This is a genomic window from Kovacikia sp. CALU 1929, from assembly GCF_056784235.1.
This window is the reverse complement of sequence record NZ_JBXBCF010000065.1, coordinates 290,655-305,640: the sequence shown is the minus strand read 5'-3', so window position 1 is coordinate 305,640 and position 14,986 is coordinate 290,655. Positions and strand designations below refer to the sequence as shown.

The following is a 14,986-nucleotide window of genomic DNA, read 5'->3' as shown; positions in this document are numbered from 1 at the left end:
ATCCCCAGATCTGTCATTTGTGCCATTCAATATAGTGCTCAAAAATAACCATGAAATTCTTCCTCACTGCAATTCCTGAAAAACGTCTGATGACTAAAGGCGTAGGAATTTTGATTACCTTCATTGTGGTGCTGTTTTTAGGGATGCGTGGATGGATGCCATTTGCGATCGCGCAGCAGAAACCACCTCGTCCTCACATCCTCTACATTTTGTCGGATGACCAGGGCTGGAAAGATGTCGGGTTCCACGGCTCTGATATCAAAACACCCAACCTCGATCTCCTGGCACAAACCGGAGCACGCCTAGAACAATACTATGCCCATCCCATGTGTACACCTTCCAGAGCCGCACTCATGACGGGGCGATATCCCTACCGCTACGGACTCCAAACTGCCGTGATTCCCTCAGCGGGTACTTATGGCTTGGCAACCGACGAATGGTTGTTGCCCCAGGCGTTGAAAGAAGTAGGCTACCAGACTGCGATCGTGGGTAAATGGCACCTGGGACATGCCGAGCGCAAATACTGGCCCCTTCAACGTGGGTTTGATCACCAGTACGGTCCGATTCTGGGCGAAATTGACTACTTTACCCATTCGGCGCATGGAACAGTAGACTGGTATCGCAATAACCAACTCGTCAAGGAAGAGGGCTATGTCACCACCCTATTGGGGCAAGATGCAGCTAAGTTAATCCAGGAGCATGATCCCCAAACACCCATGTTTCTGTACCTGGCATTTACCGCCCCCCATGCGCCCTATCAAGCCCCACAGGAGTATCTCGATCGCTACAAATCCATCACCGATCCCAATCGTCGTGCCTACGCCGCTATGATTACGGCAATGGATGACGAGATTGGACGGGTGTTGGCAGCCCTGGACAAACGCGGGATGCGGGACAATACCCTGATTGTGTTCCAGAGCGACAATGGTGGACCGCGATCGGCAAAATTCACAGGCGAAGTGGATACCTCTGGTGGCACGATTCCTGCTGACAATGGTCCGTTCCGCGATGGCAAAGCATCCAACTATGAAGGCGGCACTCGCGTAGTTGCCCTGGCGAACTGGCGAGGACGCATCAAGCCCGCTTCCGTGGTCAACCAACCGATGCACATTGTCGATTGGTATCCGACGCTGACAAGTCTTGCGGGCGCAAAGTCTGATCCGAAGAAACCACTCGATGGCATGAACATCTGGACTGCTCTAACTGGAGGTAAGATCGCTATCCGCAATGAGGTTGTTTACGGCATCGAGCCTTTCCGTGCGGCTCTGCGTCAGGGCGATTGGAAACTGGTGTGGCGAGTTGTGCTGCCCTCCCAGGTGCAACTCTTCAATCTGGCAAAAGATCCTTCAGAGAAGAATAACCTTGCGGATCAGCAACCCGAGCTAGTGTCCAAGCTACAACAACAAATCGAGCAGAAGTCTCGTGAGGCTGTTGCACCACTCTTTCTGAAAGAAGCAGGCAGTGCTGCCAAGAGCGTCATTTTCTCGTCTGTTGCAACGCCCGAAGAAGCAGAGGAGGTCAAGAATCAGCCATAATAACGTTTTTATCAAAAAAGATAAGGTCTAACGACTAAGGTCAGCGGTTGCAGACGACTCGAAACGCCCCAACGATCGCCCGTCAATCCGCTGCCATGACGGGTTAGCTGAGGGGCGCACAGATCGCCCCCAGTACGCCTCACCGACACCCTTCTGGTTGCTTTCGCAATCAACAGGCCAAACTCAAACCATTGCCCTCACTGACTACTTTCTGGGTGCTTTCGCAATTGCAAATAACACTCAAACCACTGCCTTAACCAACAATCTGCTGGGCGATTTCGGACTTGCAAATAACCTTGAAGGACGATGCAAGGTCTGGATGCGGAGCCAGCTAACGACCCCAATCAGCGACGGCAGACAACCTCGAACTCAGCACCAGCAGCTTTTGACCGTCCGTTACCGTGACGTGTAATACCAACTGGAGCGAGCTAAATCGAGCCATTCACACTGACCCGCCACGCGGATGTCCGGATGCTCCTATCCCAGTGCTGGCGATCGCGATATTGAATCAAACAGATCTGCATCGGGAGTATTACAGCAGTCTTTAAATGCGTAGACCACAGCAAAGACGGGGAGTAGGGAGTGGGGAGTAGGGAATCGTGTGGCTGACCTTGCCTGTAGATGTAGTCAGAAGTTCGCTGGATAGGTAACCCGTCCAGTACGCACCAATCATTCGAGGCACCTAAGAATTCGGAGTTGTTTAATCCACAATCCTTAAAGATTGAGTGCCCTGACTAAAACTCCCATAAAACTCACAAAACCAATTAAGATCAGAGCGATACTGACGATCTCAGCCGTATTTGAGCTTTCGTAGGTATAGCGATCGCCCTGGAGTCGTCTCAGCATGTGGCGATGTCCTTTTAATGCCGCAGCCATGCCAAACATCCCCACACTAATGAAGGCTAACCCCACAATGGTAGAAAAGCGGTGGGGGTCAATATACTGTCCAGCACGGGTCGCCTCAATCGCCTTCACAATCGTTGGGATACCAAACCCAAACCCAATCAGGGAAAGGGATGTACGAATCCATGCCATTAAAGTACGATCGGCGGCGGCACGGGTCCGTTCCTTTGCCAATTCATTGTTGAGGTTATAGGGTTCTCGTTCAGCAGAGTCTTCAGGGAGTGGTTGCATAGGATTCACCAAGGTTTTTTGATTAATTCTCTTTTGGGTTGATGAGTGGCACCTGATCGATTTGCTTCGTCGTTGCCATTTCTTCAGCCAGTTCTCTGGAGAGAAAGAAGTTTAGGAAAGTCCGAATGAGTGCGGTTGCTCCCAATTTTCCTAATGCCTCAAAGGATGGTGCAACCGTTGTATTAACAATATCCGACCCAAGTTGAAATTCTAATGCTAAAGATAACCAACGACCAAAGTTGAGTCTGATGTTTGCCAGATCGGGGGAAAGGTTTTGGGGTAATCTGCGATCGAACGAAAACCGTCGCTGATTTTGTCTCAAGACTAACTGCCCGGTTTTGAGCAGACCAACCAGAACGCAGAGAATGGAGATGCTCTCCAGAATTAACTTTAAGCCCCCTGCCAAATTAGCTAGAAGATGTTCCAAATATTCCATAAATTATCCATTTTTGAGCCAACTGTATTCATTGCGACGCCGGAACTTTGCCAAAGCCAGCAGGTTGTTTAGCCTGCCGTTCTTTTTTAGCCAATTGGGGCATAACCTCATCAGCATAGCGTCCCTGGCGCAGCAGTTCTGCCATCATGCGCATCGGTTGATCAATATGAGTGAAGAAGGCTTTGTATCCGACGCACAGGTAGTTCAAACCGGGTTCTCCGGTGGGGGTTTCGATGAAGCGATTTTTAGGACAACCGCCATTGCAGGCAAACCGTACCTCACAGTCCAGGCAATACTGGGGCAGGGTATCTAACTTCGCTTGACCAAACTGACGCTGGCGATCGCTGGCGATTAACTCGATCATGGGAGTTTCTTGGATATTGCCCAATTTATAGTCGGGTTCCACGAAGTGATCGCAGGCATAGAGATCGCCGTTATGTTCCAAGGCTAAGGCGTTACCACAGGTCTTAGAGAAGATGCATACACCGGGTTGCACGCCGACCCAATTTGCCAATGCCGCATCAAAATGTTGAATGAAAACCTTGCCCACATCCCGCCGTACCCACTCATCAAACACACCGATCAAAAACTGACCAAACTGCTCTGGTTTCACCGATCGCTCCGTCACCCGCTTACCCGATTGGATCAAGGTGGAACCATCATCATTCACCCGTTCGATGATGGGAATAAACTGAATAAATTCAGCCCCTAATTCATCCCGAAAAAAGCGGTAGATCTCTAAGGGGCGATCGCCATTTGCCGCATTCACCGTACACAAAATATTGAAATCGACCTGGTACTTTTTCAGGATTTTCCAGCCCTGCATCACCTGCTCAAAGCTACCTCTGCCACGTTTATCAACCCGGTAGGTATCATGCAACGGTTGGGGACCATCGACACTTAAGCCAATTAAAAAATTGTGTTGTTTAAAGAAACGTCCCCAGTCATCATCAAGTTTGGTGCCGTTGGTTTGCAACGTATGAGTGACTTTCTGACCTGGTTTTTTGTGCTTTTCTACCAGGGCAATAGAACGCTGAAAAAACTCCAATCCCATCAGTGTCGGTTCTCCACCCTGCCATGCCACGGTTACTTCAGGCGTTTGGTGGGAGGCTAAAAGTTGCTGAATATACGTCTCCAGCACGTCATCTGCCATTCGGAACTTACTGCCAGGATAGAGCTGCTCTTTGGACAGGAAAAAGCAATACTGGCAGTCCAGGTTGCAGATCGCTCCGGTGGGTTTTGCCAGGAGGTGAAAGGCGGGCGGTGCGTTTTTAGGGAGTGTAAGCATGGCGAATCTTGCGTAGGTGTTTGTGGAACGGGGATTACTGATTAAAGGTCAATGGAGACTTACCCTTGAACCAGGCATAGATGAGAAGGAGGGGCAAGACTGTGTGGAAAATCGCCGCTGGCCACAACAATATGCCGACCCCTACACCGTCGATTCCTAAGTAAATGAGGTAGATCGCGATCAGGATGTTGTAAGTGAGTATTCCTACAACGGCTGAAGCAAAACTTTTAATGTCGGACGATCGCGGATAACAAGCCAATCCCAACGCCAGCAAACCACAGCCAGCTACCCGACCCAACTCGATCCCGGTGCCAGAAGCTCCATCGCCTAGCAGTAGCCAAGCGACATCGGAAGGAACGATGATCAAGGCTAAACCGGTGAGAATTTCGATGGCAGATGCCAGACTGAGCAGTGTTTTGATCACGATTCTTCCTCTCGACGCAAAAAGGCATCAATTCCATCAGCGATCGATTCATAGAAATGGTCAGTGCCGATCGCCGCTTCCGCTCCCGACCGTTTCAGCATGCCCCGGACTCGACTATGCACACGGGCAAATGTCAGCCTGATTCCTTGTTTGTTCAATTCCTGATGCAATTTGATTACCTGCTCAATGCCCGTCGTGTCGATATCGTTCATCGTTTCGGCACTGATGAGCACCTGTTGCACCAGAGAATCAGACTCGGCAATGTAGCTTCGGAGTTGATCAACAAAATGGGGCGCGTTGGCAAACGCCAGTTGAGCATCAAAGCGATAGATCAGCAGACCGGGAATGGTTTCGACATCGGGATGCTGGGTTCGATCCAGATAGACTTCTTTTCCAGGCATTTTGCCCAATACGGCAGTAGGGGGATAGCTGCCGTGCCGGATGAGCTGGAGTAAAGACAAAATCACAGCCAGGGCAATGCCCGGAAACACACCCAGGAACAACTGCCCCAGAAAAGCCGTTAGAAACAGCCGAAACTCTTCCACCCGGATGCGCCGTAACTGCTGGACATAGGCGGGCTTGAGCGATCGCACCATCGCAGCAATCACCAGTGCGCCTAAGGTTGCCTGGGGCAGGTTGCGAAACAGTGGCATCAGCACCAGCAGCGTCAAGAGTACCAGCACCGCATTGACCAGCGACACCACCTGACTGCGCCCCCCTGCTGCCAAAATCACCGAACCCCTCGACAGGCTACCCATACCGACAAAGCCGGAACTCAAGCCAGCCCCCAGATTCGCCGCGCCCAACGCGATCAGTTCTTGATTGGAATTGATCTCTTCCCCTGTGGTTTCGGCGGAGGTTTTTGCGACGGCAATTGATTCGGCATAGCCGACGAGGGCGATCGCTAATGCACCGGGAATTAGCATTTGCAGTTGCGCCAGGGAAATGTTTGGCAGCGTCAGAGGTGGTAATCCGGTTTGGAGTGTACCGACGACGCTCACGCCTTTTGTTTCCAAATCAAACAGAGACACCCCTACAATTGCCACAATCACGGTCACAAGGGAAGCCGGGACTTTTGGTGCAAACCGTGGCAAGCCAAACAACAGCAGCAAACTGAGCGCCCCGACCATTACCGTCATCGGCTGGGATTGGGGCAAGCGGGTCAAAATCGCCCAGAGTTGCCGGAAAAAATAGCCTTTGCCCCCTTCAATGCCCAGCAGTTTCGGGATCTGTCCCAGAATGATGATGACGGCTAATCCCTGAGTGAATCCCTTCAGTACGGGGGTTGCCAGAAAGTTAGCTACCCAGCCCAGCCGCAGCAGCCCAAACAGTACAAAGAATCCCCCCACCAGCATCGCCAGCACTGCTGTCAATCTGACATGCTCACTCGTATTGGCGGCAGCCAAGGCGGCGATCGTGGTGGCAGAGAGTAAAGCCGTGGCGGAGTCGGGACCCACGCTCAACGTCCGGGAGGTGCCCAGAAAAGCGTAGGCAATCATCGCCAGCGGGATGCCATAGAGTCCGGCTACCGCAGGTACCCCCGCAATTCCGGCGTAAGCCAGGGCTTGCGGCACAGTCAACGCCCAGATTGCCAACCCAGCGATTAAGTCCGATCGCAGCCCCGCACGGGGATAGTGGGGTAACCATGCCGCGATCGGCAGGAACTTCTGTAAAGCACCTGGTTGCGATCGCGGACGGGAAAGGGGAGTGAGATTCGCCATTGAAGGACGGGTTTTTCTAAGGGGACTTGCTAAATTGCCAGCGATCGGCAACCGCCTAAATGGGGGACGGTTTCCTCCTAACCTTCATCACCATGAGTGGATTGATCTTGTCTACTGGAAGGCATCGATGTTGAAGTGCGATAGCGAACTTCCCGTTGGGGAATGGGAATTGTAATGTTTGCGTTTTTAAAGGCTTGATTCAAACGCAACCGGAACTCACGGGCGATACTGAACTGCTGTCCAGGCTGGGTTTGAGCGCGAATTTTGAGCAAAATGCCATTCTGGTCAAACTGTTCGACCCCTAAAATATCGGGTTTGCCGATCAGTTGCATGCCCCACACCGGAGCGGTTTGTAGGGTCTGAAAGACTTCCCGCATGATGGTCATGGCTTGTTTAACGTCAGTGCCGTAGTCAACCAGTACGGTGAAATCCATACGGGACCAGTCTTTTGAACGGTTGGTGACACTGGTGATTTCACCATTGCGAAGGGTGATCAATTCTCCCGGAGAACTGCGAATCTGAGTCATTAACAGTCCCATGTTTTCTACTACTCCAGACACCTCTTTTACCGAGACGATATCTCCCATCGTCAAGGCATCCTGCGTCAGCAACATCCACCCAGCCAGGGCATCTTTGATAGACGACTGGAAAGCCAGGGAAGCGGCAAGTCCCAGAACGCCAATTTCCGTAAATAGGGTCAGCCCGGTGGAGAGCGAGAACAAACTGTAGGCTAGAATCAGCGCCACAACTACCAAAAGGATTGTAGTGACTCTCTTCCAAACCGGAGAAAGGATGGGTAATCGCCTGCGGCGGCGTGCAATCTGAGCTGGCGGAAGCTGATCTTCTGTGCCGACCCATTTGATTAATAGCCAATCGATGAAGAGATGGCTGACGATAATTGCCAGCGTAATGCTAAGTCCAATCAGTAACAGTCCGATCGGATGTCTGAACAGCAGGATTCCCAGCGATCGCGTTTGGGGAAAGCGTTGCAGCACCCAGGCTAGACCAACCACCCCAGCTACACCCAGCAACAGTTGTAAAATCCGTTTCTGCCAGGTCTTGCGATCAATTTGGCGTTTCAGGTTAAATAGCTGTTGCTCTTGCTCAGAAACATCCTGGGGCGTATCTCCATCCATTCCAATCAGGCTCTGTTCCTGGGTTAGTAACGCTTGCTGATTATGGTACTCCTGACGCAATTGCCGCCGAACCTGGTTAATCCTTCTTTGCCACCAAAACAAGATCGCGATGAATAGGGTTGCAATCACGCCTCCAATGCTCGCAGCTTGAAGCTGCGAGCGCTGGACAACTGGGTGCCGTTCTTGCACTGCCCGGATCAACCCCTGCCGCATTCGTCCGGCGTACTCCTCAGCTAGTTCGGTTTCTGTCAATCCATAGATTTCAGCATCCAGGGCAGTGACGGTCAAAATGGGTTTGCCCGCTTTGCCATCTAATACCACCTGAACCGCCGTCTGTTGATTCAACTGAGTTGTAATAACTTGCAATGCCCCTGAGTCAATCCGATTCTCGATCAGAGATTGCACCTGGGAATTCAAGCGACTTTCAATCCGCTTGCGCCGGATCTGGAGTGTCCCAAATCCCCATTGACCAGACTCTTGACTTCGCTGAGTGGCGATCGCAAAGAGTGGATGCCCATCCAGGCGAACTGGGGCATAGACCACATCTCCGACCAGCCCATAGGGTCTCCAGCCGAGGGGGTCTTCCAGGTCTTGTGTCCATGCGATCGACATGGGGCTGAGCAACAACCACATGCAGGTCATCAGGCTGATCACTCCGTACTGGAGTTTGCTGGATCTGTGGAAATAAACAAATTTCACAATGACAGAAACTGAAACGGTATTACCGGAGAAAACTGTGTGATTCTGAGGAAATCAAGAGACTGCCTCGTCGGCAGCTAGACGTGCTTCAACCGCTTCCAATACTGCAATCTGAGCCTCTTGCATCGCTGCGGCAGCAAAGATAATCGCGCTGGCAGCATATTCTTCCGTCCGCTCCGCCCGCGAAACCAGTTTTTCGACTTCGCGTTGGGCTTTCCATTCATCTACTTGAGACTTAAGCTCAAATTTCTTGGCTTCCAGCCATTGCTGCACATTGGCTTTCGCGTCTTCTGCCTTCTGCTTGTTTGTGGCTAGCTGAGCTTTGGCATCTTCCAGTTTGGACTGAAGCAGATGCCGGGTTTCCTGGGGAGCCGTCTCCAAATCCGTTTTGGCATGGTTCAACTTCGTTTCAATTTCGGTCAATTGCTGGCGTAAGGATTCGCAAAATTGATTAATCTTCTCACTCATCATTCAGCTCCTAAAATAAATAGGGTTTCAATCGGATCAATCGATGTACACAACCACGTACTGGTTGCCGTAGGGTTGGTAATAGGTACCGCCGTAGTAGTAAAGATTCTGTCCCTCGACAACGACGGTCGTGTACCCCACGGGCAAGGTGGCAGCATAAATGGTCGATCGGCGAATCACCCGGCGAGTGGTGCGGCGAGCAACCCCAGCTCCACTGATTGGGGTCAAGGGTCTGCCAAATACCGCTGCCGCTTGCTGGGTCACGATGCCGCTGTTGCATAAACCATCCATTACCGTGCCAGCCGCCAGCAGCGCACAGGCTGTGACGACGATCCGAGCCATTGATTTCATCGCTGTCCCTCCTCTGTAGATGTAAATTCATCCAATGCGCTAGCGGGCAGGGTTTGCAGCTTCGTGGCTCCCTGCGGTGCTGAAAATGTGAACTGGTTCGCCTTGATCGGGGGATTGGTCACCCAGTCCCGCAGCCTGATTTCGTATTGGGGAGCCGCCGTTTGCCATTTGCTGGTAATGACATATTTCATGGGCAACGGTCGATCGCCGGTCTGAACCCAGATTTGCCAATCCACCTCCTCTTCCCGAAATGCCAGGTGGTGGCATTCGATGCCGTTGACATAAGCGGTGCCGAGATAGGTGCTGCTCTCAACTCCCGTCGAGAGAATGGCATAGGGATCGGCAAATAATAGATCACCGCCAGGTGCCGGAAACCCGGTTTCCATCTCAAACGCCCGGATAGCATCATCAATGGTGCCCGGAACATTCATCTGGGCATAGGCATTGCTTTTCTTGCCATACAGGGTCAGTGTTTTGCCATCAAAAATAAACTCAGCGTTTGCGATGGGACCTCTTCGCTGGATATAAAATTGCGCGGGTCGTTGCAAGACAACGGCGGCAAAGCTGCTGAGTTGTAACTTCTGACCACTTTTGGCAACCACCTCCCAATCGATATCCGCGTTGACGCTGAATGTCTTCGTCTGCGCCAGATACGAGGACATAGATTGTAGGATTTTGGTCGCCTCAGGATCAATGTTATCCGCACTACTAACCGGATTAGTGGTTAAACCAATACTGAGCGCGATCGCCGATACCAGCCAAAGCCCCCTAGTTCGGGCCGTCAATCTTGTTTTTTTCATCATTAGTCTCTTAAAGTAAAACCTTAGTTACGGAATGAGATGGTTTGTTCATTCATGTCCGTTTTCCTATTTCACCCGCTGCATTGATGGCGGTTGCCAGTTCCCTTCGAGCGCTTCAGGCTTGGGCCAATACAAGCGCAAGGCGCAGAAGAATGGTCCCTTAGGTGCGGGTAGCCAGTTCGATTCCAGATCGGTATTGGGTGACTCGTGTTGAATGTAGAATGTAATGCCCCCATCAGCATCGCGTTTGAACTGTGGCAACATCGGTGAGTTCAGCAGGTATCGGTTCAGCGAGTTTGCCACCAGCAAACTTGTGGGCAGTTCATACATGGTCAGTGACCAAAACGCATTGACGGGCGGCAATTGATCCGGAGTAAAGTGCAAGGTATAACGGTTTGTTCCATTCAGTGGTTGTTTATCGGCATCCACAGAATAGAAGGGATACATGGCTTCTTGTTTAGAATTGCCATAGATGCCGAGAACTGCGGCAGCCATCCGATAGAGGTAGTTATTCTGCAAATACTCCCGGGTGCCGAACAGATCGCCAGAGGTCACTTGCCCCGCATCGGCCTGTTTCTTCAGCGTTGCAAATTCTCCCCAGGCATCCGCCATGCCCTGCGCGATCGCGGCTTTCAACTCAGTTGAGAGAGCGTCCGCGTCTAAGGTCATCCCCGCGCCAACATTGATCTTGGCAAATCGCGACCTCAGGGCTTTCTCTGATGGATGGGTTGGGCAAAACTGCAATACGAAATTTAAGAGGTTGAAGAACTCTAGGGAAGTCTTTTGGGTTTCAGGTGTCAGCGGTTGGATGAAATCGATCGCGGCGGCGGCTTGCGGTGACGGTTGACCAAGGAAGACCGAGAGCGGCTGCGCCTGATATCCCGCCTGGATCTGCTTCACGTTATCCAAATCGGCAGGGTTAAATAGCTGGGTGCGATAGGCACCGATCACTAATTCAGTTTCCGATCGAATTACTTTCGTAATCCCACGAGGGATGTCACCCTGCCAACTGGGACCTGCAATCAGAAAGCTACCGCCATCGTTACCCGTAGCGCGACTACCAATGTAGTCAAAGTTGAAGGTGTAGAGATCAATCAGTTGGATGCTGAAATAACGTTCCTTTTCAATTTGTGGCACGGTGAGCACGATCGGCTCCGCCCGCAAATCCATTCCGATCATGGAGTAGGGCGTGTCTGAGTTGGGAGTCTGTACCGCTTTATCATCTGGCGTATAGACGCGAGGAATGTTGCGGATCTGATTCCAGGGTGCTTTGTATTCGGGATTGTTGGTATCAACGAAGTAGGCGTACTGGATGCGGTAGCTGTCCACCATTGGGAAGCCATAGATATAGGCTTCTTTAGCGATCGCGCGGACTTCTGTGGAGCTGATTGCTAGGGTTGTAGTTGTCATGACCTTTTATCTTTCTAAGCTGTGTTGAATCTGGTTTAACCAGACCCATGACCAGCAGCCCAGTTGAGGCTGCCGATCTCTAAATGGACTTACTGTCGTGCCATTACCATCCGCATTTCGGCTTCTGTATCTTGAATCAGGTCGCCGCTGACATCCACGATCGTGTTGTAGAGGGTACCCGTGAACCTGAATGGGGGCTGATACTTGTCCCAAACAGGCGAGCCTGTATCGGCACCGCACACAATGCCCCCACCCAACCCAATGGACAGCGGCATTGTGAGCGGAATCTCGACCTGCCCGACCAGCTTGCCATCGATGTAAAGCTGCCCGCGACCTGGCGCACCCTTGCCGTTCTTGATGTCGGGGTTGCCAGTTACCTCAAACTCAAACCGCAGGGCGTGATGACCCTCCGGCACGGGGACGTTTGACTCAACATGGAAGAACTGGTCGCCGACGTAGTTGTAGACATAGTGGAGCTTGCCACCCTGCACGTAGAAGGCAAAGCCACCCTGAACATCACCCGCAGAGAGCAACGCTCCTTCTGCGCCACCTGGGGGAATTTCGACATCCGCCGTGATGCTGTGGGGACGGTTCAGCACCGTCGGTCCGGCGTTAATTGGTACCGTCTGGGTGCCGGGATAGTAGGTGTAGCTGGTACGGGCGATCGCAAGCTGCGGTCGTTCATCGGCAAATCTCAGCGTGCCGCGACTGTCCACTGGCAAGACATTGTACTTGCCCGCCTCGACGTACCAGGTGGCGATCATCTCGATCAGTTTCGGGCGATTTTCCGCCGCAATGTTATGGTTTTCGGCGAAGTCTTTTTCAATGTGATACAACTCCCAACCCTTAGCATCCAGTTCGGTCAGCTTGTCTTTATCAATGGGCGCACCAAAGAACAGACCTGCTTCCGTGAAGGATGTCCCTGGCCACGGGCACACTGCACGCCAGCCGTCGTGGTAGATCGATCGATGCCCCATCATCTCAAAGTACTGGGTGATGTGGTTTGTGGGCGCGTTCGCATCATCCAGGGCATGGGCAAAGCTGTGCCCCTCGATCGGCGATTGGGTCACACCCTTGATGGTGGTTGGGGCTTCGAGTCCCAGTGCTTCGAGTATCGTCGGCACCATATCAATGGCGTGGGCGTACTGCGTCCGCACTTCCCCCTTCGCTTTGATGCCCTGCGGCCAGTGAACGATAAATGGATCGCTGATGCCGCCTCGGTAGGTCTCCCGCTTCCAGCGACGGAACGGTGTATTCCCCGCAAAGGTCCAGCCCCAGGCATAGTGATTAAAGGTATTGGGACCGCCCAACTCATCGATCATCTTCAGGTTCTGTTCTAGCGAGTCCGGTACGTTATTGAAGAACTTGTTTTCGTTCACCGATCCGGTTGGGCCACCTTCCGAGCTGGCTCCGTTGTCGGAGATGAACATAATGATCGTGTTTTCCCACTCGTCGATCGTCTTCAGGAAGTTGAACAGACGACCGTAGTGGTAATCGGTGTGAGTCAGGAACCCGGCAAACACCTCCATCATGCGCGCATAGAGCTTCTTCTCACCGTCCGAGAGGGTGTCCCAGTCCGGCACGTCGGGATCGTGGCGTGAGAGTTCGGCATCCGGCGGCACGATGCCCAGTTCCTTTTGCCGTGCAAAGGTCTTTTCGCGATAGGCATCCCAGCCGTCATCAAACTTGCCCTTGTATTTGTCTGCCCACTCTTTTGGCACGTGATGGGGGGCATGCATCGCCCCCGGGCAGAAGTACATGAAGAAGGGCTTGTTGGGGGCTACCTGTTTGGCATCGGCAATGAAGCTAATTGCCTTATCCACCAAGTCCTCAGTCAGGTGGTAGCCTTCTTCGGGGGTTTTCTCCGGTTCAACGCCGTGGTTGTCGTACACCAACTCCGGGTAATACTGGTGCGTATCCCCACCCAGAAAGCCATAGAAGCGCTCAAAGCCACGCCCCAAGGGCCAGCGATCGTAGGGTCCAGCCGCCGAGATTTGATCGGCAGGGGTCAGGTGCCACTTGCCGATCGCATAGGTGTTGTAGCCATGCTGGAGTAGCATCTCGGAGAGCATCCCATTCTCGAACGGAATATTGCCATTGCCGCCAGGATAGCCAGTAGACCCCTCCGTGATGCAGGACATGGCGTTGGAGTGATGGTTACGCCCGGTCAGGATGCACGATCGCGTCGGCGAACAAAGCGCCGTGGTGTGCATATTGTTGAAAAGCAGACCGCTTTTAGCCAGGGCATCAATGTTGGGGGTTTCGATCGGGCTACCGTAACAGCCCATCTGTCCAAAACCCGTGTCATCCTGCACGATAAACAAAATGTTGGGTGCTCCTGCTTTCGCCCGTAGCGGTTCGGGCCAGGCTGGGCTGGAGACATCAAACGTGCGCCCGATCACCCCAGTAAAGGCAGTTCCAGGTTTGTATTCTTTAAGCGTCATGATGATTGTCCTATTTTATGAGTGCTGGATGGATTGACACTAATCTGGTTTTGCCCCTGGCTCGGTCTACCCACTCTTTGTAAATTTGTGGAAGGACAAAGTTGGGTTCTAAACGATTTCCCTAAATCAAATTAAAAATGGAGGATGTCACGGATCATCCCCAGGAAATACTTGAACATGCTTTTAGTATCAATTCAGAGAACGAAAGTTTCTTGTCATTGTGCGCCAGACAAAGGCATCCTCGTCTGTTAAGTGTTACCGCTACGGTTCAGGGGTTGATGAAAGCGACACCATCACAGCGATGCTGGCGAAGCCGCTGGCTTTCTGCGGTAGTTATCAATCAGGATATAAATGCTAATCAGGAGCACCCACACGGGAAACAGCAGGGAAACCCAGGTAATCCGATCGAGTTGACCGATTCTGATCAGCATCAGCCCTGCTAATGCATAGCCCAGAAACCCCATCCAGCGGGGAATAACGCGGGTTTTGATGAAGAGGGTGGAAGTTGACATCATAAACACCCCCTCCATTTTGATGGCGTAGGAGTTCATAATTTCATGGGCAACCGTGTAACCGAAGGTGTAATAGCTAGCCGCCAGACCCCGGTCAGAGAGAGCCTGGTATACCAGAAGGATGCTCCCCGTCATCGCCGCAAACGAGAACAGCATGGCAAGGAACAACAGCCCGCTACCGAAAAAGACCGTAGACAGGAACTGGTCTTCCCGTTCTCCAATGCGATCGCGCACCACTCCCATAAACCAGAGGAAGGCAATACCTGAGAAGGGCACCAGGTTGAGCGCCAGAAGGATCGTAGCTCGATGGGTGATGAGCCACTCTCCACCATCACGAAGATTGGCAGGGATGGTTCTTAAAAGTAGTGTCAAGCTCGTGATCAGCAAAACCGAAAACACGATACCTGCAATGGCGGCGGGTTTTGGAGCTGCTAAGTGGACAGGAGGCAAAGATTCTACTTGATTCATGGCTTGCTCCAGGAAAAATTATTCTAATAAATGGAATCTTCGAAATAGTAATTGAGGTCTTCGAGATAACAAATGGGATCTCCGAAACAACAAATGAGGTCGTAAACAGGGCAAAGGCGATCGCTCTTCAGCCAATTGGGCATTCGCCCGATCGCCTGAT

15 protein-coding genes are annotated in these 14,986 nt (G+C 52.1%); 2 read left to right on the top strand and 13 right to left on the bottom strand.

The annotated features are described in order from the left end of the window. The first annotated feature begins 50 nt into the window (after positions 1-50). A complete protein-coding gene (locus AC1S52_RS13110) occupies positions 51-1,535 on the top strand; it encodes an arylsulfatase B (protein ID WP_482029460.1) in 1,485 nt (494 codons plus the stop codon). Between the two features lie 11 nt (positions 1,536-1,546). Here AC1S52_RS13110 and AC1S52_RS13105 read toward each other — a convergent pair whose 3' ends face one another. Then, positions 1,547-1,708, bottom strand: a complete 162-nt coding sequence (locus AC1S52_RS13105) for a hypothetical protein (protein ID WP_482029459.1) — start codon at positions 1,706-1,708, stop codon at positions 1,547-1,549. Between the two features lie 228 nt (positions 1,709-1,936). Between AC1S52_RS13105 and AC1S52_RS13100 the strand changes: the two genes are divergently transcribed. Continuing rightward, positions 1,937-2,083 carry a hypothetical protein gene (locus tag AC1S52_RS13100; RefSeq protein WP_482029458.1) on the top strand — a complete coding sequence of 49 codons (147 nt, stop codon included), beginning with the start codon at positions 1,937-1,939 and terminating at the stop codon, positions 2,081-2,083. A 166-nt stretch (positions 2,084-2,249) separates the two neighbouring features. Here AC1S52_RS13100 and AC1S52_RS13095 read toward each other — a convergent pair whose 3' ends face one another. The 12 genes from AC1S52_RS13095 to AC1S52_RS13040 all read right to left on the bottom strand — a co-directional run bounded on the left by AC1S52_RS13095 (position 2,250) and on the right by AC1S52_RS13040 (position 14,826). Continuing rightward, positions 2,250-2,669, bottom strand: a complete 420-nt coding sequence (locus AC1S52_RS13095; protein ID WP_482029457.1) for a YidH family protein — start codon at positions 2,667-2,669, stop codon at positions 2,250-2,252. Positions 2,670-2,691: 22 nt separating this feature from the next. Further along, positions 2,692-3,105: a DUF1622 domain-containing protein gene (locus AC1S52_RS13090; RefSeq protein WP_482029456.1), complete on the bottom strand. Its 414-nt coding sequence runs from the start codon at positions 3,103-3,105 to the stop codon at positions 2,692-2,694. A 28-nt stretch (positions 3,106-3,133) separates the two neighbouring features. Beyond that, positions 3,134-4,393: an anaerobic sulfatase maturase gene (locus tag AC1S52_RS13085; RefSeq protein WP_482029455.1), complete on the bottom strand. Its 1,260-nt coding sequence runs from the start codon at positions 4,391-4,393 to the stop codon at positions 3,134-3,136. A gap of 34 nt (positions 4,394-4,427) precedes the next feature. Then, positions 4,428-4,817 (bottom strand): hypothetical protein, encoded by a 390-nt coding sequence (locus AC1S52_RS13080; RefSeq protein ID WP_482029454.1) that lies wholly within the window; start codon positions 4,815-4,817, stop codon positions 4,428-4,430. After that, the gene (locus AC1S52_RS13075) at positions 4,814-6,538 is read right to left on the bottom strand and encodes a SulP family inorganic anion transporter (protein WP_482029453.1); all 1,725 of its coding nucleotides are present in this window, start codon (positions 6,536-6,538) and stop codon (positions 4,814-4,816) included. The genes AC1S52_RS13080 and AC1S52_RS13075 overlap by 4 nt, the downstream gene beginning before the upstream one ends. A gap of 77 nt (positions 6,539-6,615) precedes the next feature. After that, entirely contained in the window at positions 6,616-8,316 is a 1,701-nt protein-coding gene (locus tag AC1S52_RS13070) for a mechanosensitive ion channel family protein (RefSeq protein ID WP_482029452.1), read from the bottom strand. A 111-nt stretch (positions 8,317-8,427) separates the two neighbouring features. After that, the gene (locus tag AC1S52_RS13065) at positions 8,428-8,841 is read right to left on the bottom strand and encodes a hypothetical protein (protein ID WP_482029451.1); all 414 of its coding nucleotides are present in this window, start codon (positions 8,839-8,841) and stop codon (positions 8,428-8,430) included. A gap of 36 nt (positions 8,842-8,877) precedes the next feature. Next, complete coding sequence (locus AC1S52_RS13060) at positions 8,878-9,192, bottom strand: DUF6515 family protein (protein WP_482029450.1); 315 nt, start codon at positions 9,190-9,192, stop codon at positions 8,878-8,880. Further along, positions 9,189-9,977 carry a DUF2092 domain-containing protein gene (locus AC1S52_RS13055; protein ID WP_482029449.1) on the bottom strand — a complete coding sequence of 263 codons (789 nt, stop codon included), beginning with the start codon at positions 9,975-9,977 and terminating at the stop codon, positions 9,189-9,191. The genes AC1S52_RS13060 and AC1S52_RS13055 overlap by 4 nt, the downstream gene beginning before the upstream one ends. Positions 9,978-10,058: 81 nt before the next feature. Continuing rightward, on the bottom strand, positions 10,059-11,402 hold the full coding sequence (locus AC1S52_RS13050) for a DUF1254 domain-containing protein (protein WP_482029448.1): 1,344 nt from the start codon (positions 11,400-11,402) through the stop codon (positions 10,059-10,061). An 89-nt stretch (positions 11,403-11,491) separates the two neighbouring features. After that, a complete protein-coding gene (locus AC1S52_RS13045) occupies positions 11,492-13,846 on the bottom strand; it encodes an arylsulfatase (RefSeq protein WP_482029447.1) in 2,355 nt (784 codons plus the stop codon). 293 nt (positions 13,847-14,139) lie between these two features. Continuing rightward, positions 14,140-14,826, bottom strand: a complete 687-nt coding sequence (locus AC1S52_RS13040) for a hypothetical protein (protein ID WP_482029446.1) — start codon at positions 14,824-14,826, stop codon at positions 14,140-14,142. Positions 14,827-14,986 lie beyond the last annotated feature (160 nt).